Annotated in this window: 12 protein-coding genes; 7 read left to right on the top strand and 5 right to left on the bottom strand. The window is 70.7% G+C overall.

From position 1 onward, the window contains the following. Positions 1-74: 74 nt before the first annotated feature. Positions 75-806 carry a VIT1/CCC1 transporter family protein gene (locus ACFQ6X_RS17215; RefSeq protein WP_383182239.1) on the top strand — a complete coding sequence of 244 codons (732 nt, stop codon included), beginning with the start codon at positions 75-77 and terminating at the stop codon, positions 804-806. Between the two features lie 89 nt (positions 807-895). On the opposite strand, the gene ACFQ6X_RS17210 is transcribed toward ACFQ6X_RS17215, so the two are convergent. Continuing rightward, positions 896-3,022, bottom strand: coding sequence for an FG-GAP repeat domain-containing protein (locus tag ACFQ6X_RS17210; protein WP_383182237.1), 2,127 nt, complete (start codon positions 3,020-3,022; stop codon positions 896-898). 556 nt (positions 3,023-3,578) lie between these two features. On the opposite strand from ACFQ6X_RS17210, the gene gltB reads away from it, so the two are divergent. Next, positions 3,579-8,138, top strand: coding sequence for a glutamate synthase large subunit (gene gltB, locus ACFQ6X_RS17205; RefSeq protein WP_383182235.1), 4,560 nt, complete (start codon positions 3,579-3,581; stop codon positions 8,136-8,138). Further along, positions 8,131-9,591, top strand: coding sequence for a glutamate synthase subunit beta (locus ACFQ6X_RS17200; RefSeq protein ID WP_356420055.1), 1,461 nt, complete (start codon positions 8,131-8,133; stop codon positions 9,589-9,591). Before gltB ends, ACFQ6X_RS17200 begins: the two co-directional genes overlap by 8 nt. Before the next feature lie 162 nt (positions 9,592-9,753). Here the strand turns inward: ACFQ6X_RS17200 and ACFQ6X_RS17195 are convergent, their stop codons facing one another. After that, positions 9,754-10,668: a rhomboid family intramembrane serine protease gene (locus tag ACFQ6X_RS17195; protein WP_383182233.1), complete on the bottom strand. Its 915-nt coding sequence runs from the start codon at positions 10,666-10,668 to the stop codon at positions 9,754-9,756. Between the two features lie 163 nt (positions 10,669-10,831). On the opposite strand from ACFQ6X_RS17195, the gene ACFQ6X_RS17190 reads away from it, so the two are divergent. Beyond that, entirely contained in the window at positions 10,832-11,401 is a 570-nt protein-coding gene (locus ACFQ6X_RS17190) for a HutD family protein (RefSeq protein WP_383182231.1), read from the top strand. A gap of 42 nt (positions 11,402-11,443) precedes the next feature. Here ACFQ6X_RS17190 and ACFQ6X_RS17185 read toward each other — a convergent pair whose 3' ends face one another. Then, on the bottom strand, positions 11,444-11,731 hold the full coding sequence (locus ACFQ6X_RS17185) for a hypothetical protein (RefSeq protein WP_383182229.1): 288 nt from the start codon (positions 11,729-11,731) through the stop codon (positions 11,444-11,446). Between the two features lie 151 nt (positions 11,732-11,882). On the opposite strand from ACFQ6X_RS17185, the gene ACFQ6X_RS17180 reads away from it, so the two are divergent. The 3 genes from ACFQ6X_RS17180 to ACFQ6X_RS17170 all read left to right on the top strand — a co-directional run bounded on the left by ACFQ6X_RS17180 (position 11,883) and on the right by ACFQ6X_RS17170 (position 14,961). Continuing rightward, complete coding sequence (locus ACFQ6X_RS17180) at positions 11,883-12,383, top strand: pyridoxamine 5'-phosphate oxidase family protein (RefSeq protein WP_383182227.1); 501 nt, start codon at positions 11,883-11,885, stop codon at positions 12,381-12,383. A gap of 500 nt (positions 12,384-12,883) precedes the next feature. After that, positions 12,884-13,087, top strand: a complete 204-nt coding sequence (locus ACFQ6X_RS17175; RefSeq protein ID WP_015607926.1) for a cold-shock protein — start codon at positions 12,884-12,886, stop codon at positions 13,085-13,087. Positions 13,088-13,269: 182 nt separating this feature from the next. Continuing rightward, a complete protein-coding gene (locus ACFQ6X_RS17170; RefSeq protein WP_383182225.1) occupies positions 13,270-14,961 on the top strand; it encodes a DEAD/DEAH box helicase in 1,692 nt (563 codons plus the stop codon). Between the two features lie 115 nt (positions 14,962-15,076). On the opposite strand, the gene ACFQ6X_RS17165 is transcribed toward ACFQ6X_RS17170, so the two are convergent. Beyond that, positions 15,077-16,558 (bottom strand): ankyrin repeat domain-containing protein, encoded by a 1,482-nt coding sequence (locus ACFQ6X_RS17165; protein WP_383182224.1) that lies wholly within the window; start codon positions 16,556-16,558, stop codon positions 15,077-15,079. 32 nt (positions 16,559-16,590) lie between these two features. Next, positions 16,591-17,502 carry a hypothetical protein gene (locus ACFQ6X_RS17160; protein ID WP_383182222.1) on the bottom strand — a complete coding sequence of 304 codons (912 nt, stop codon included), beginning with the start codon at positions 17,500-17,502 and terminating at the stop codon, positions 16,591-16,593. Positions 17,503-17,605: the final 103 nt, after the last annotated feature.

Raw genomic sequence — 17,605 nt, 5'->3', positions numbered from 1 at the left:
TTTTCGTGCGTACTTTCGAGCTTGTTGAACGGGGGGCGGGACGCATGGGGTCCGCTCCGGACAAGGGGAGAGCTGTGTCCATCATCGAGACCGACGCCGTACTGCACGAGGCGCACCGGGACAACCACACCCACCGCGATGTGAACGGTGGGTGGCTGCGGCCCGCGGTCTTCGGAGCCATGGACGGCCTCGTCTCCAACCTCGCCCTCATGACCGGCGTCGCCGGAGGGGCGGTCTCCCAGCAGACCCTCGTCATCACGGGCCTGGCCGGACTGGCCGCGGGCGCGTTCTCGATGGCGGCCGGCGAGTACACCTCCGTCGCCTCGCAGCGCGAGCTCGTCGAGGCGGAGCTCGACGTCGAGCGGCGGGAACTGCGTAAGCACCCCAAGGACGAGATGCGGGAGCTCGCCGGGCTGTACGAGTCCCGGGGCGTCGAGCCCGCGCTCGCCCGCGAGGTCGCCCGGCAGCTGTCCAGGGACCCCGAGCAGGCGCTGGAGATCCACGCCCGCGAGGAGCTCGGCATCGACCCCGGCGACCTGCCCTCGCCGCTCGTCGCGGCCGTCTCGTCCTTCGGCGCCTTCGCACTGGGTGCCCTGCTGCCCGTGCTGCCCTTCCTGCTCGGCGCCACCGCGCTGTGGCCCGCCGTGCTCCTCGCCCTGATCGGCCTGTTCGGCTGCGGCGCGGTGGTGGCCCGGGTGACGGCGCGCACCTGGTGGTTCAGCGGACTGCGCCAGCTCGTGCTCGGTGGGGCCGCCGCAGCGATCACGTACGGTCTCGGCACCCTGTTCGGCGTGGCCGTCGGCTGACGGGCCGTCCTCCGGCCGGGTTCCACCGGCATACGGCGAAGGCACGGCCCCGTCACGGGGCCGTGCCTTCGCCGTACGCGCGCGAACCGCTACTGGATGCCGGCGAAGCTCTTCCAGCCGGTGCCGATCTTGACGCCGGATCCGACGCCGCCGGTGCCGTTGCCGGCGTACCGGTAGAGGTCGCCGGTGGTCGTGCGGCCGAGGATGTCGTCCTTGCCGTCGCCGGTGAGGTCGCCGATGCCGACGAAGTCGGCCATGCCGCCCCAGCCGGAGCCGATCTTCGTGCCGGAGGAGATGGTGCCCTTGCCGGTGCCGTAGTACCGGTACAGATCGCCGTTGGTGGTGCGGGCGACGATGTCGGCGTGCTTGTCGCCGTTGAGGTCGCCCGCGCCGACGATGGTCAGGCTCTTCCAGCTGGTGCCGATCCGGCCGGTGCGGGTCAGGCCGCCCGCCTCGGTGCCGGCGAACAGGTACAGGTCACCGGTCGCCGTCTGCCGGGCCACCAGGTCCGGGATGCCGTCGTCGGTGAGGTCGCCCGAGTAGGTCAGGCCGTCGAATGCCGTCCAGCCGCCCCCGAACTTCACGAACGGGGACCGGGGCGTCACTGCGGTGCCCCGCTGCGGGCTGTAGCGGGACAGGTTGCCCGCCTCGTCGGTGACCAGCGTGTCGTTCGCCCCGTCACCGTTGAGGTCTCCGAAGGGGACCAGCGTGGACGTCGTGGGCCAGGTCCCGCCGTCGGCCGTCGCCGACACCTTCCCGGCCGAGTTGCCCTGGTACACGAGCAGCGAACCGTCGGTCCGGCGTGCGTACAGGTCCGGGAAACCGTCGTCGCCGACGTAGTCCCGGCGCGCGGCCGGGACTCCCGGCTTCGCGGCACCCGTGGCCGTCGTCCAGACCTGGTCGATGGAGTAGTAGTCGTCCGTCAGCCCGAGCTCCTTGTTCCACACGGCGACGGCACGGCCGTCCGCACCCGTGGCCACGGAGCCCTGCGCGTGGAGGTCGACCTGGCCCACGTGTACTGGTGCGCCCCAGGTGCCCTCGGAGCGCACCACGGCCCACAGCTCGCCCTCGAGCGTTGTCCACACGGCGGCGAGCGAGCCGTCGTGGCCGATGCTGGGGTCCCAGAACTTGAACATGGACTTCTCGGCCACCGTGCGGGGCTGTGACCACGTGCCGTTCACCTCGCGGGTCGCCGTCTGGATGAGGGCGATGTCGCTGCGCCACAACGCCGTCACCCGGCCGTCGGGTTCCAGCTGCGGCGGTGAGGTGGTGCCCCTGTTCGGGTCGGCGGGGAGGTATTCGGTCCTGCCCCACGTCGTGCTGCCGGCCGGGCGGTAGGCGAAGGGGCGGGTGAGGCTGATCTCTGACCACGTGACCATTGCCGCACCGTCGGGAGTCGTCTGTACGTCGAGATCCGACACGGACGAGTCGCTGGTCCTGATGGTCTCGGGGGCACTCCAATCGGCCGAGCCCGCCGCTCGGGTCGACACCCGCAGGGCTTGCGTCCCGAAGTCGGCCTGCCAGGCCACGGTCACGGCGCCGTCGCCCGCCGCTGACGCCGCCAGCTCGTAGACGCTGCCGCCGCCGACGTGGACCGCCTCGGACCAGGCGGCTCCCGGTGCCGCCAGATCGGAGGCGTACACCCCCACGTCCGTCTCGTCCTCACCGGGGGTCGGGTTGCCGTTCCAGACGGCGGTGAGCCGGCTGCCGGGCCCGCTGACCAGCTTGAGGTCGTTGGCGAAAGGCGCAGACGTGATCGGTGCGGGCGCCGTCCACGCCCCGGCGCCGGCCAGGAGCGTCGAGGTGCTGTGCGAGTCGAAGCGCTCCGTCGTGAAGCGGCCCCAGGAGACCGTGGCCGATCCGTCCTTGCCGGTGACCAGGTGTACGTCCTTCAGGTACTTCTGATCGGCGGCTATGCGCACCGGGGCGTTCCACGCGGTGGCGTCGGCAGGGCGGGTCGCGCCCCACAGCTCCTGCGGGCCCTCCCCGGTGCCCCGCGTCCATACCGTGACGGCGGTGCCGTCCGAGGTGACCTTCACACCCGCGGCGGAGTTGGCACCGGCCTCGTCGGTGAGCGCGCCGGGTGCCTCCCACCCCCGCTCGGCCGCCGAGGCCGCCTGCGTCCCCACCACGAGCGCCGTGGTGACGCCCGCTCCGACAAGGCCCAGCGTGAGCGTGGGCATCAGAGCGATGGCGATGATCTTTGTTCTGCGCATGTGTTCCCCCCACTTGTGCGTCGACAAACGCCCCGAACCTAACAGCGTTAACGGCGCCCTCACCAACGTATTAGCGGCTCCATGGAGCGCTCCGTCCGCAGGGGCGCGGCCACCCCCGTGACGGGTTGCGGACTGCTGCTGAACGTGTCCGCCCGGCGACCTTCGGTGAACACCCGCCGCAAGGGCGTGGATCCGGTGTGACATACGTCTTGACGCACGTCACTGGGCGGATGGGCTCCCCGAGCCGTAAAATGAGACACTATGCAGCGCTACACATAAGTAGCCGTTACTCTGCGGTTTCGATTCCATGACCGCCGGGCAAGAGCCGTACACACCGCGGGCAACGACGCCTGCTCTCTGCGGTCTCCCCGGACGGTGATCCACAAGGATCCGTCCGATCGCGACCCACCTCCACCACGACTCCGTGGTGTCCGCATGTTGGAACGGACTATTCGCTTTTTGAGAAGCGTTCCATCATGTAACCTGCACGAAATTTCGCAGAGGGCCAACGTCGTCCCTCGGCACAGCACATGCCACGACGACGACGGGAGAGCCGATGCGTTCCGACGCCTGGTCGCCCATGGACGGTCGCCCCGTTCAGCAGGGGATGTACGACCCCCGTAACGAGCACGACGCCTGTGGCGTCGGGTTCGTGGCCACTCTGACCGGTGTGGCCAGCCATGAGCTGGTCGAGCAGGCGCTGACCGTACTGCGCAACCTCGAACACCGCGGCGCCACCGGATCCGAGCCCGACTCGGGTGACGGCGCCGGCATTCTGCTCCAGGTACCGGATGCCTTCCTCCGCGAAGAGGTCGCCTTCGACCTCCCCGAGGCGGGTTCCTACGCCGTCGGCATCGCGTTCCTGTCCGCTGACGACTCCGCCGAGTCCGTCCAGCAGATCGAGAAGATCGCCGGCGAAGAGGGCCTCGACGTCCTCGGCTGGCGCGAGGTACCGGTCACCCCGGACCTCCTGGGCAACGGTGCCCGGGCCACGATGCCCGACTTCCGCCAGATCGTCGTCGCGGACGGTACGAGCAGCGGCATCGCCCTCGACCGCAAGGCCTTCGTCCTGCGCAAGCGCGCCGAGCGTGAGGCCGGGGTGTACTTCCCCTCGCTCTCCGCACGCACGATCGTCTACAAGGGCATGCTCACCACCGGGCAGCTGGAGCCGTTCTTCCCGGACCTCTCCGACCGCCGTTTCGCCACCACGGTCGCGCTGGTCCACTCCCGCTTCTCCACCAACACCTTCCCGAGCTGGCCGCTCGCCCACCCGTACCGCTTCGTCGCGCACAACGGCGAGATCAACACGGTCAAGGGCAACCGCAACTGGATGAAGGCCCGCGAGTCCCAGCTCGCCTCCAGCCTCTTCGGTCCCGCGCAGCTCGACCGGATCTTCCCCGTCTGCACCCCGGACGCCTCCGACTCGGCGTCCTTCGACGAGGTCCTGGAGCTCCTCCACCTCGGCGGCCGCTCCCTGCCCCACTCGGTGCTGATGATGGTCCCCGAGGCGTGGGAGAACCACGCGTCCATGGACCCCGCCCGGCGTGCGTTCTACCAGTACCACTCCACGATGATGGAGCCCTGGGACGGCCCGGCCTGCGTCACCTTCACCGACGGCACCCAGGTCGGCGCGGTCCTCGACCGCAACGGTCTGCGCCCCGGCCGCTACTGGGTCACCGACGACGGCCTCGTCGTCCTCTCCTCCGAGGTCGGTGTCCTGGACATCGACCCCGCCAAGGTCGTCCGCAAGGGCCGCCTCCAGCCCGGCAAGATGTTCCTCGTCGACACCGCCGAGCACCGCATCATCGAGGACGACGAGATCAAGGCGTCCCTCGCCGCCGAACAGCCCTACGCCGAATGGCTGGAAACCGGTGAGATCGAGCTCGAGGACCTCCCCGAGCGCGAGCACATCGTCCACACCCACGCCTCGGTCACCCGCCGCCAGCAGACCTTCGGCTACACCGAGGAAGAGCTCCGCGTCCTCCTCGCCCCGATGGCCCGCACCGCCGGCGAACCGCTGGGCTCCATGGGCACGGACTCGCCGATCGCCGCGCTCTCCGAGCGCCCCCGGCTGCTGTTCGACTACTTCACCCAGCTGTTCGCCCAGGTCACCAACCCGCCGCTGGACGCCATCCGCGAGGAGCTCGTCACCTCGCTGCGCTCCACGCTCGGCCCCGCGGGCAACCTCCTGGAGCCGACCGCCGCGGCATGTCGCAGCGTCACGCTGCCCTTCCCGGTGATCGACAACGACGAGCTGGCCAAGCTCATACACATCAACGCCGACGGCGACATGCCGGGCATGAAGGCCGCCACCCTCGCCGGCCTCTACCGGGTCAGCGGCGGCGGCGACGCCCTCGCCGCCCGGATCGAGGAGATCTGCACCGAGGTCGACGCCGCCATAGAGGACGGCGCCCGCCTGGTCGTCCTGTCCGACCGGCACTCCGACGCCGAGCACGCACCGATCCCCTCGCTGCTGCTCACCTCGGCCGTCCACCACCACCTCATCCGTACCAAGCAGCGCACCCAGGTGGGCCTGCTGGTCGAGGCCGGTGACGTACGCGAGGTCCACCACGTCGCGCTGCTGATCGGCTACGGCGCCGCCGCGGTCAACCCGTACCTCGCGATGGAGTCCGTCGAGGACCTCGTCCGCGCCGGTACGTTCATCGAGGGCATCGAGCCCGAGCAGGCCATCCGCAACCTGATCTACGCCCTCGGCAAGGGCGTCCTGAAGGTCATGTCCAAGATGGGCATCTCGACCGTCGCCTCCTACCGCGGCGCCCAGGTCTTCGAGGCAGTCGGCCTGGACGAGGCCTTCGTCCAGCAGTACTTCAACGGCACCGCCACCAAGATCGGCGGCGCCGGCCTCGTCATCGTCGCCAAGGAGGTCGCCGCCCGGCACGCCAAGGCCTACCCCGCCTCCGGCATCTCCGCGTCGCACCGCGCCCTGGAGATCGGCGGCGAGTACCAGTGGCGCCGCGAGGGCGAGCCGCACCTGTTCGACCCGGAGACGGTCTTCCGCCTCCAGCACGCCACCCGCAACCGCCGGTACGACATCTTCAAGAAGTACACCGGCCGGGTGAACGAGCAGTCCGAGCGCCTCATGACGCTCCGCGGCCTCTTCGGCTTCAAGTCCGGCCGCGAGCCGATCTCCATCGACGAGGTCGAGTCCGTCTCCGACATCGTCAAGCGCTTCTCCACCGGCGCCATGTCGTACGGCTCCATCTCGCAGGAGGCGCACGAAACCCTCGCCATCGCCATGAACCAGCTGGGCGGCAAGTCCAACACCGGCGAGGGCGGCGAGGACGCCGACCGGCTGTACGACCCGGCACGCCGCTCGTCCATCAAGCAGGTCGCCTCCGGCCGCTTCGGTGTGACCAGCGAATACCTGGTCAACGCGGACGACATCCAGATCAAGATGGCGCAGGGCGCCAAGCCCGGCGAGGGCGGCCAGCTGCCCGGCCACAAGGTCTACCCGTGGGTCGCCAAGACCCGGCACTCCACCCCGGGCGTCGGCCTGATCTCGCCCCCGCCGCACCACGACATCTACTCCATCGAGGACCTGGCTCAGCTGATCCACGACCTCAAGAACGCCAACCCGGCGGCCCGCATCCACGTGAAGCTGGTCTCCGAGGTGGGTGTCGGCACGGTCGCGGCCGGTGTGTCCAAGGCCCACGCGGACGTCGTGCTCATCTCCGGCCACGACGGCGGAACGGGCGCCTCCCCGCTGACCTCGCTCAAGCACGCGGGCGGCCCCTGGGAGCTCGGCCTCGCCGAGACCCAGCAGACCCTGCTGCTCAACGGGCTGCGCGACCGCATCGTCGTCCAGACCGACGGCCAGCTCAAGACCGGCCGCGACGTCGTCATCGCCGCGCTGCTCGGCGCCGAGGAGTTCGGTTTCGCGACCGCGCCGCTCGTCGTCTCCGGCTGCGTCATGATGCGCGTCTGCCACCTCGACACCTGCCCGGTCGGCATCGCCACCCAGAACCCGGTCCTGCGCGACCGCTTCTCGGGCAAGGCCGAGTACATCGTCAACTTCTTCGAGTTCATCGCCGAAGAGGTCCGCGAGATCCTCGCCGAGCTGGGCTTCCGCACGATCGAGGAGGCCGTCGGCCACGCCGAACTCCTCGACACCGACCGTGCGATCACGCACTGGAAGGCACAGGGCCTCGACCTGGAGCCCCTCTTCTACGTGCCCGAGCTGCCCGAGGGTGCGGTGCGCCACCGCATCAACGAGCAGGACCACGGACTCGCCAAGGCACTCGACAACGAGCTGATCAAGCTCGCCGCCGACGCCCTGGGCGCCGACAGCGCGGAGGCCGCCCAGCCCGTCCGGGCCCAGATCGCGATCCGGAACATCAACCGGACCGTCGGCACCATGCTCGGCCACGAGGTCACCAAGAAGTTCGGCGGCGCGGGCCTGCCCGAGGACACCATCGACGTGACCTTCACCGGTTCCGCCGGCCAGTCCTTCGGAGCGTTCGTACCGCGCGGTGTGACCCTGCGCCTGGAGGGCGACGCCAACGACTACGTCGGCAAGGGCCTCTCCGGCGGCCGGGTCATCGTCCGCCCGGACCGCGGCGCCGACCACCTCGCCGAGTACTCCACCATCGCGGGCAACACCATCGCCTACGGTGCGACCGGCGGCGAACTGTTCCTGCGCGGCCGGACGGGCGAACGATTCTGCGTCCGCAACTCCGGTGCGACCGTCGTCTCGGAAGGCGTGGGCGACCACGGCTGCGAGTACATGACCGGCGGCCACGCCGTCGTCCTCGGCGAGACCGGACGCAACTTCGCCGCAGGCATGTCGGGCGGGGTCGCGTACGTCATCGACCTGGACCCCGACAACGTCAACACCGGCAACCTCGGCGCCGTCGGCCCGCTCGACGACACCGACAAGCAGTGGCTGCACGATGTCGTGCGCCGCCACCAGGAGGAGACCGGCTCCACGGTCGCCGAGAAGCTGCTTGCCGACTGGGACACCGCGGTGGCCCGGTTCAGCAAGATCATCCCGTCCACCTACAAGGCAGTGCTCGCCGCCAAGGACGCCGCTGAGCTCGCCGGTCTCTCCGAGCAGGAGACCACCGAGAAGATGATGGAGGCGGCGACCAATGGCTGACCCCAAGGGCTTCCTGACCACCGGCCGCGAGGTCGCCAAGACCCGCCCCGTCGGCGAGCGCGTCAAGGACTGGAACGAGGTCTACGTTCCGGGCTCGCTGCTCCCGATCATCAGCAAGCAGGCGAGCCGCTGCATGGACTGCGGCATCCCGTTCTGCCACCAGGGCTGCCCGCTCGGAAACCTCATTCCCGAGTGGAACGACTTCGCCTACCGCGAGGACTGGACGGCCGCCTCCGAGCGCCTGCACGCCACGAACAACTTCCCGGAGTTCACCGGGCGGCTGTGCCCCGCACCCTGCGAGGCGGCGTGCGTGCTCGGCATCAACCAGCCGGCCGTCACCATCAAGAACGTCGAAGTCTCCATCATCGACAAGGCCTGGGACAGCGGCGACGTCACCCCGCAGCCGCCCGAGCGCCTCTCCGGCAAGACCGTCGCCGTCATCGGCTCCGGCCCGGCCGGCCTGGCCGCCGCCCAGCAGCTCACCCGGGCCGGCCACACGGTCGTCGTGTACGAGCGCGCCGACCGCATCGGCGGCCTGCTGCGCTACGGCATCCCCGAGTTCAAGATGGAGAAGTCGCACATCAACCGCCGCATCGAGCAGATGCGCGCGGAAGGCACCAAGTTCCGCACCGAGATCGAGATCGGCCGCGACATCGACGCCGCGAAGCTGCGCCGTCGCTACGACTCGGTCGTCATCGCCGCCGGAGCCACCGTCTCCCGCGATCTGCCCGTCCCGGGCCGTGAGCTGAACGGCGTGCACTTCGCGATGGAGTACCTCCCGCTCGCCAACAAGGTGCAGGAGGGCGACCTGACGGTCACCCCGATCACCGCCGAGGGCAAGCACGTCGTCGTCATCGGCGGCGGCGACACCGGCGCCGACTGCGTCGGCACCGCCCACCGGCAGGGCGCGGCCTCCGTCACCCAGCTGGAGATCATGCCGAGGCCGGGCGAGGACCGCAACGCCAACCAGCCCTGGCCGACCTTCCCGATGCTCTACAAGGTCACCTCCGCGCACGAGGAGGGCGGCGAGCGGGTCTACTCCGTCTCCACCACCCACTTCGAGGGCGACGAGGACGGCAACGTCCAGTCCCTGCACCTCATCGAGGTGGAGTTCAAGGACGGCAAGCTGGAGCAGAAGGCCGGCACCGAGCGTGTCATCCCCGCCCAGCTCGTCACGCTGGCCATGGGATTCACCGGCACCGACCAGGCCAACGGCCTCGTCCAGCAGTTCGGCCTCGACCTCGACGAGCGCGGCAACATCGCGCGCGACAAGGACTACGCCACCAACGTCGACGGCGTCTACGTCGCCGGTGACGCGGGCCGCGGCCAGTCCCTGATCGTCTGGGCCATCGCCGAGGGCCGCTCCGCGGCCCGCGGCGTGGACCGCTTCCTCACCGGGGCCAGCGCACTGCCGGCCCCGATCCGCCCGACGGACCGCTCCATGATGGTCTGATCACGGCACACACACGTCCCGTACAACGGCGTACGGAACTGAACACGGCGCCCGCCTCGTCCCCGACCGGACCATGGCGGGCGCCGTGGCGCGTCCCGGGCCCCTCGCCCCGCCGGACGCACTCCGCAGAGCACGTCGACGGGGGCGCAGCCGTACGGGCCGTCAGGCCGCGCCCGTCAACGACGCCGTCCTCAGGGCCACCACCACGGCCAGCAGAGCGACCAGCACCACACCGCCGGCCAGCTGCATCGCCGAAGTCCGCAACTTCGCCGGGGCGTACGCGAGCCCGTACGTCACCAGGCCACCGGTCAGCAGCCCGCCGAGGTGCCCCTCCCACGACGTGAACGCGGCCGAGATCACCATCCACAGCAGAAAACCGGCCATGAAGCGGTTGACCGCGTGCATGTCGCTGCGCAGCCGCCGGTTGATGACGTAGAACGACGCGGCCAGACCGAAGACCGCCCCCGAGGCACCGACCGCCGTGGTCTCCGGCGAGACCAGGTACACCAGCACCGAACCCCCCACCGCGGACAGCAGGTACAGCGCCAGATACCGGGCCCGGCCCAGGTGCCCCTCGACGACCCGGCCCAGGTTCCAGAGCGCGAACATGTTGAAGACGAGGTGCATCACACCGAACGACGTGTCGGGCGGCAGATGCAGGAAGGCGCCGGTCAGCAACCGGTACCACTCACCGTCGGCCACCCCGACCAGATCGAACCCCGGGGCCTGTTCACCCCGGTAGTAGTACTGCCCGCCCGCCGGATCGACGAGAACCGCCCCGAGCATCCCGAACCGGTCCACCGTCCCGGAACGCACCACCTCGACGACGTACGCGACGATGTTCAGCGCCATCAGCACATACGTCACCACGGGAGCCGCGGTCGCCGACACCGCACCGCCGAAGAGTGAGCGCGCCTGACGGACCGAGCGCTGCCCCTCCTTCACGCACTCCACGCAGTGATGGCCCACCGACGCCTCACGCATGCAGTCGGGGCAGATGTACCGGTCGCAGCGCGTGCAACGCACATACGTCTCGTACGACGGGTGGCGGTAACACGAGGTGGCTGCGGCCTCCATGGCCGGCTCCTTCATTCGTGGGCGGAGATTCGTGGGCGGGGAGGAGGGCCGCCGGGGCGGCGGCGCTCAAGATAGCGAACGCCGGGGGAGACGGGCACATCCGGGTACGGGACAGCCCGTAGTCTCGGAAGTCCCGCAGCCGGAACCCCGATCGGAGAGCGACATGGCCTTGCGCGTACTGAGGGCGGCCGGCCGTGCGGCTGCGCCCTGGCACAACGGCGGGGGAGTCACCCGGGAGATCGCCGCGGGTCCCGAGGGCGCGACGACGGACACCTTCGACTGGCGGATCAGCCTCGCCGAGGTGTCGGCGGACGGCCCGTTCTCGTTCTTCCCCGGCATCGACCGCACCCTGACCGTCGTCGAGGGCGAGGGGATGGACCTGATGGTCGGCGGCGAACACCACATCGTCGACGAACCGTTGTGGCCCCACGACTTCCCCGGCGACCTGGAAACCGAGGGCCGACTCCTCGGGGGACCGGTCGTCAACCTCAACGTGATGTACCGCCGCGGCCGTGAGGCGGCATCGACCGCCGTCGTACGCGGCACCGTACGACTGACCCCGCCGGACGGCGGCGCGGTCGTCGCTGTCGCGCTCGAGGACGGTGCGGTGGCCGAGAACGCCACCGAGGACGTCGAACTCGCCTGCTACGACGCGGTACTGGCCACCGGGGACTCACCGGGCGTCCTGCGCACGCGGGGTTACGCGGTGGTGGTCACCCTGCCGGGCCGGTGAAGGAGCACGCACCCGGCACGGGTGACAGCGGTCGGTGAACGGCTACGCGCCGGGCACCCAGTAGCGGTGCACGGGGGAGACCGCAGGGGGCCCGGAAGCGGAGGGCATGCCGTGCTTCTGTGCGATGGGCATGATCAGCGCGCCGAACTTGTCCATGGCCTCCTGGGACTCCCAGAGGTCATAGATCTCCAGGCCCGCATCGGTCGGCACGCACACATGCGACAGGCATCCCGCGAAGGTGTCACCTGGAAGTGCCTGCAGCTCGGCGTTGAGGGCGTCGTACTGCTCGACCGTGGTGCCGGGCAGGACGGCCTTCATGAAGACTGCCATCTGAAATCACCTCGGGCGGGGTCCTCCCCGCCGTCCGGGCGACGGCATCACCCCCTCCAGCACACCACGATTGCAACAAGGCGGCATCCGATCCGGTGACGTCCGGTGAATCCCGACAGAAGGTGTCCGGATTGAGGGGTTCGATGGCTCCATGACATCGAGTTCGTGGCAAGACTTCCGGGCTGCGGAGCCGGCCTTCGCCGACACCGTGCAGAAGCGGTTCCAGCAGTACAAGCACCATGTCCTTGCGACCCTCCGCAAGGACGGCTCCCCCCGCGTCACCGGCCTGGAGGCGGAGTTCCGGCTGGACGAGCTGTGGCTCGGCATGATGCCGGGCTCCCGCAAGGCGCTCGACCTGCGGCGCGACCCGCGATTCGCCATCCAGGCCAACCCGGGACCCGACGCCGAGATGGCCGACGGCGACGTCCGGATCTCCGGCCGGGCCGTGGAGGTGACCGACCCCGCCGTCCTGGCGCGCTTCGTCGAGGCGGTGACCCCGCCGGAGCCGTTCCTCCTCTTCCGCGCCGAGCCGGCGGAAGTGGTCCGCACCGGGCTCGACGGCGACGACCTGGTCGTACAGGTCTGGCGTCCCGGCCACGCGCTGCGCACGATCCGCCGGGGCAACGACGACAGTCCGCCCCGCGAGATGTGACGTCCCGGCCGGGCGGCCGCGCGGTTCCGTCGGGTCACCCGCCCGGCGCAACCCGCACCGGGTTCCTGACGGCATTCCCGCACGGGCCGACACGGGGCCGGACGCGACTCCTGCGTCATTCGGGTGAATGACTTCCGCTCGAGCGGCTCCGGCGGACCACGGGGTTCCGCTCGCCGCCGCCCAAGGGCCCGTAACCCTTGGGAGAACGGCCCGGGAAGCATCCGGGAACGATTCCGGAACCCGGGCCGAACGGCTGCCGCGACCCCGCTGGTCAGCCAACCTTTCCCTCCGGCGGCGTGGCGGGAGCTGCCGCAGGACGACAGAACGTGCTACGGTTGCCCAGTTGCAGTTTTGGTACCCATGAACTTTATGTGCGCCTGACGGGAACCCTCCTCAGGCGCTTTATTGTTTTCCGGCTTTCTCCGGATGGGGCTCAATGCGGCGACTTGGAATTCGTAAAGTGCGGATTTCCGGCACTGCACCTCTTTTAGGAGAATGACATGGCTACTGGAACCGTGAAGTGGTTCAACTCGGAAAAGGGCTTCGGCTTCATCGAGCAGGACGGCGGCGGCGCCGACGTCTTCGCCCACTACTCGAACATCGCCACCCAGGGCTTCCGTGAGCTCCAGGAGGGCCAGAAGGTCTCCTTCGACGTCACGCAGGGCCAGAAGGGCCCGCAGGCGGAGAACATCGTCCCGGCCTAATTGCCGGACGCGTACCTCGCAGCCGGGGCCCGCACCGTGAAGGTGCGGGCCCCGGTTTGTGCTGTTTCCGGTTTGCTCTGTCTCCGGGGACACCTGCTCTGTGCTTGCATCCTGGGGCGCACATCAAGCAGTCCACAGCAGTCGGCAGTAACCCCAGGAATCCCCCAGGAGGGCAATTCCGTATGACCCGCTCCGAACGCCAGGACCGACCGACCCGCAGCCGCCCGATAAGGGGGCGCGGCACGGACCGGGCACAGGTGAACGCCAGAGGCTCCGCCAAGGCGCCGGCCCGCCGCCGTCCCGCGCCGTCGCAGGGTGGCGAATTCGCCCTGCCGGAAACCTTGACCCCCGCGCTGCCCGCCGTCGAGGCGTTCGCCGAGCTCGACATGCCCGCCGCGCTGCAGAAGACCCTCACCGCGCAGGGTGTGACCGAACCCTTCCCCATCCAGGGCGCCACCCTGCCGAACTCGCTGGCCGGCCGGGACATCCTCGGCCGTGGCCGCACCGGCTCCGGCAAGACCCTGGCCTTCGGCCTGGCCATGCTCGCGCGCACCGCCGGACGCCGCTCCGAGCCGCACGCCCCGCTGGCGCTCGTCCTCGTCCCCACCCGTGAACTCGCGCAGCAGGTGACCGACGCCCTCACGCCGTACGCGACGTCCGTGAACCTGCGGATGGCGACCGTGGTCGGCGGCATGTCGATCAGCAAGCAGACCGGCACGCTGCGCCGTGGCGCCGAGGTACTCGTCGCCACACCGGGACGGCTCAAGGACCTCATCGAGCGCGGCGACTGCCGGCTCGACCAGGTCGCCATCACCGTCCTCGACGAGGCCGACCAGATGGCCGACATGGGCTTCATGCCGCAGGTCGTCGCGCTGCTCAAGCAGGTCGAGCCGGACGGGCAGCGCATGCTGTTCTCCGCGACCCTGGACAAGAACATCGACCGGCTGGTCAAGATGTTCCTCACCGACCCGGTCGTGCACTCGGTCGACCCGTCCGCGGGCGCCGTCACCACCATGGAGCACCACGTGCTGCACGTGGCGGACGAGACCGACAAGAAGGCCGTCGCCACGAAGATCGCCGCCCGCGAGGGCCGGGTGATCATGTTCGTGGACACCAAGCGTGCCGCGGACCGTTTCGCCAAGCGGCTGCTCGCCAGTGGCGTACGGGCTGCCGCACTGCACGGCGGCCGGTCCCAGCCGCAGCGCAACAGGACGCTGGACCAGTTCAAGACCGGCGAGGTCACCGCGCTCGTCGCGACGAACGTCGCGGCCCGAGGCATCCACGTCGACGACCTGGACCTCGTCGTCAACGTGGACCCGCCGACCGACCACAAGGACTACCTCCACCGCGGCGGGCGCACGGCGCGCGCCGGGGAGTCCGGCAGCGTCGTCACGCTGGTGCTGCCCGAGGAGAAGCGGGACATGACCCGGCTGATGGCGGACGCGGGTATCGCACCGCGTACCACCCGGATCAAGTCCAGCGACGAGGAGCTCAGCCGGATCACCGGTGCGCGTGAGCCGTCCGGCATCGCGATCGTCATCGCCGTGCCGGAGCCGACGCCGCCCAAGCCGCGTACGCGCGGCACGGGTTCGGGTGCGGGTGCGGCGGCCGGCGGGTCCTTCCGCTCGGGCAGCCGGGGCCGGGGCCGTCGCGGCGGTGCGGGCGCCGGTGCCGGCGCCGGTGCGGGTGCCGGCGCGGCTTCGGGCGGTTCGGCCCGTGGCGCGGCTTCGGGTGGTTCGGGCCGTGGTGCGGCTTCGGGTGGCTCGGGCCGTGGCGCGGCTTCGGGTGGTTCGGGCCGTGGTGCCGGGGCCGGGCGAGCCGGGAGTGCCGGCGGGCGCAGCGGTGCGCCTTCGCGGGGACGTCGGGCCGCGTAGCGGTCGTAGGACAGACAGTCGCGGTGACCGGGGTTCCTGGTCACCGCGGCTTTTTTGTCCGCAATCGCCGCACGGGCCGGGTGGGTGCCGCGCGGCATGATCCGAACGACAGGCCCTACGTGCCTGTGACGTCCTCCACGGCGGCCGCGGCCGTCGTGCCCGCGTAGCTGTCCGCCGGTTCCTCCGCCAGGAGGCGTGCCAGGGCCTCGGCCGCCCGTGGGTCACCGCGTCGTGCCAGGCCTCGCGCCGCCTCCGCCACCGTGTCGGGGTCCGCGTCGTCCAGGCGCTCCGCCAGGGCTTCCCGGATCTCCGCGGTGTCGTCGTCCGCGGTGGCCAAAGCCGTCGTCGCCCAGTCGCGGACCCCCTCGTCGGTGTCCCCGCTCAGGGTGATCAGTGCCGCGACGGCTTCCGGCCGGTCCGTCGCCACCGGGCCGAACAGCGCCAGCGTCACCGCGCGCCGCACCAACCGGTCCGGATGCTCCGCGTGGCGCAGGATCTCCGGCAGGGCGGCCGGATCCTCATGGTGGCCGAGGCCCAGGACCGCGGACTGGATCAGCTCCGCGTCCACGGCCTCCCGTGCCAGTTCCCGCAGCAGCGGCACCGACCGCGCGGCGAACGGCTTCGCCCCGGTACGGAATCCGAGCTGCGCCAGCACATCCGCGCCGAAGGCCTGGCGCAGCGGGTCTCCGCTCGCCGTCCACGCGGCCGCCGCCTGGAACGTCTCCTCGTCACCGCGCAGCCACAGCGCTTCGACCGACTCGTGCCAGTCGTCCAGCTCCGGGTCCGCACCCCGCAGCGCACGGGCCGCCAGCTCCTCGAACGGGGCCCGCAGACCCAGCTCGTTCTCCAGGAGCGTCGCGATCGCGCCGTGTCCCGTCTGCCGGTCCTGGGACGCGAAGGGCTCGCCGTCCCGCTGGAGTTCGACCGTGACGGTCACTCCGCCGTCCACCGGGGTGCGGCGCACCACCGTCGTGAAGCCGCCGTCGATCCCGCCGCTGCCGGCGCCGTCGCCGTACAGCGCGGACAGGGCGTCGCGGAGTTCCCGCTCGATGTCCAGCCGCAGGCAGCGCCTGGCCTCCTCCAGCGCCCGGGCCAGGTCGGCCGCGCCGTGCCGGAGCAGGGTCCGGACCGTGTGCACCGATCCCCGCCGGGCCGCGAGTACCAGCGGGGAATCGCCCTCCGGGCCGGGCAGGCCGGGATCCGCACCGTGCGAGAGCAGGGTCTCCGCGATCCGCGCGTGTCCCAGGCCGACCGCCCACCGCAGTGCGGTGAAGCCGAACTCCTCGCGCAGGTCAGGTTCCGCGCCGGCCGCGAGCAGCGCCTCGACGACCTCGCCGTGGCCGCCGCACGCCGCGCCGCACAGCGGCAGGTCGCCCGCTTCCGGGCCGCTCGCCCGGTTGGGATCGGCCCCCGCGGCGAGCAGCAGCCGCACCGAGCCCGGCAGGTCCTCCACCGACGCCAGGTACAGCGCCGTGGTCCCGTCCGTGTCGCTCGACTCGGCGGACGCACCCGCGCGGAGCGCCCGTACGACGGCGTCCTCACCGTCGTACAGCGCCTCGAAGAGGTTGCCTGGGTCCCCGGCCGGATCTTTCGTCATACTTCGACCCTACGGCGCATGCGGGACGAACCTCAGGTGTCGCACTCCAGGACGGTGCGGCACAGTGCGCACCGGGCCCGTACCCGGCCGCGGACCGGGACCCGGATGCGCTGGCTGCAGGTCGGGCAGGCGAAGGCGACCCGCAACCCCGCGTCACCGTGCTCGAAGGTGTAGGGGACGTCCGGGCCGGGCCCGGTGCCGGGGTTGTCCCGGGCGACACGGCGGTCCTTGGCGTAGCGGCGGCGGCCCGCCCATCCCGCGGCCGTCAGCGGTGGCCGGTCGAGGTCCCGCAGGGCCTGGGCCCGGCCCTTGGTGTAGGCGGCGTACGCCTGCGGACTGGTGAACCACACGGAGGGGTCCTCGCCGAAGACGAGCGCACGCTTTGCGAGCACGTACCCGAACTCCTCCGGTGTGAGGTAGCCGAGCTTCTGGCTCGATGTGGCGTCCTCCCGGAAGGCGTCCAGCAGGAGCCAGCCCGCGCCGAGGTAGGCCGTCACCGTGTCGGTGAGGATCTCGTTGTCGCGGGTGCCGGGGAACTCGAGGCCCAGGCGGTGCAGCAGGACATGGGTGATCTCGTGTGCGAGCGCTGCCCCGATGTCCCTGCGGTGCGTCCGGAACCGGTCGTTGAGCTCGATGAAGTACTCCGGGCCCGCGGCGAGTTCCACGCTCGCGGCATGTTCCATCTCCCGGAAGCCGACGATCATCCGTGCCTGGGGCAGATGCAGATGCTCGACGAGGGCGTGTGCCACGCGCTGGGAGCCGAGGTGCAGATCGTCCGCGTCGGCGAACGCGGCGTCGGCGGGGACGAGGCTGGTGGCGTAGCTGTGTACGCCGTCGTAGGAGATCCGCCGGTAGAGCGCGGTGATCGCGGACCGGACGGTGTCCAGATGCGGAAACCCGTGGACGACCGGACTGCCACTGCTGCCGTTACTGCCGTCTCTCACGTCCGAACCCCCATCGATGACGCTCAACGGACCTTCACTGTAGGCCGAGCCGCGGGGGAGGGGTCTGCGGGCAGCCTGATGATCTTGGCTGGAAAGTCTGCCT

Origin of the sequence: Streptomyces sp. NPDC056452 (assembly GCF_042796085.1) — a bacterium.
Classification (GTDB): Bacteria; Actinomycetota; Actinomycetes; order Streptomycetales; family Streptomycetaceae; genus Streptomyces.
The sequence above is the reverse complement of the archived record's forward strand: the minus strand, read 5'-3'. Positions and strand labels throughout refer to the sequence as shown.

Coding starts and splice junctions, on each gene's coding strand:
- ACFQ6X_RS17210 (WP_383182237.1), bottom strand. CDS start 3,022: ATGCGCAGAACAAAGATCATCGCCATCGCTCTGATGCCCACGCTCACG.
- gltB (WP_383182235.1), top strand. CDS start 3,579: ATGCGTTCCGACGCCTGGTCGCCCATGGACGGTCGCCCCGTTCAGCAG.
- ACFQ6X_RS17200 (WP_356420055.1), top strand. CDS start 8,131: ATGGCTGACCCCAAGGGCTTCCTGACCACCGGCCGCGAGGTCGCCAAG.
- ACFQ6X_RS17195 (WP_383182233.1), bottom strand. CDS start 10,668: ATGGAGGCCGCAGCCACCTCGTGTTACCGCCACCCGTCGTACGAGACG.
- ACFQ6X_RS17190 (WP_383182231.1), top strand. CDS start 10,832: ATGGCCTTGCGCGTACTGAGGGCGGCCGGCCGTGCGGCTGCGCCCTGG.
- ACFQ6X_RS17185 (WP_383182229.1), bottom strand. CDS start 11,731: ATGGCAGTCTTCATGAAGGCCGTCCTGCCCGGCACCACGGTCGAGCAG.
- ACFQ6X_RS17180 (WP_383182227.1), top strand. CDS start 11,883: ATGACATCGAGTTCGTGGCAAGACTTCCGGGCTGCGGAGCCGGCCTTC.
- ACFQ6X_RS17175 (WP_015607926.1), top strand. CDS start 12,884: ATGGCTACTGGAACCGTGAAGTGGTTCAACTCGGAAAAGGGCTTCGGC.
- ACFQ6X_RS17170 (WP_383182225.1), top strand. CDS start 13,270: ATGACCCGCTCCGAACGCCAGGACCGACCGACCCGCAGCCGCCCGATA.
- ACFQ6X_RS17165 (WP_383182224.1), bottom strand. CDS start 16,558: ATGACGAAAGATCCGGCCGGGGACCCAGGCAACCTCTTCGAGGCGCTG.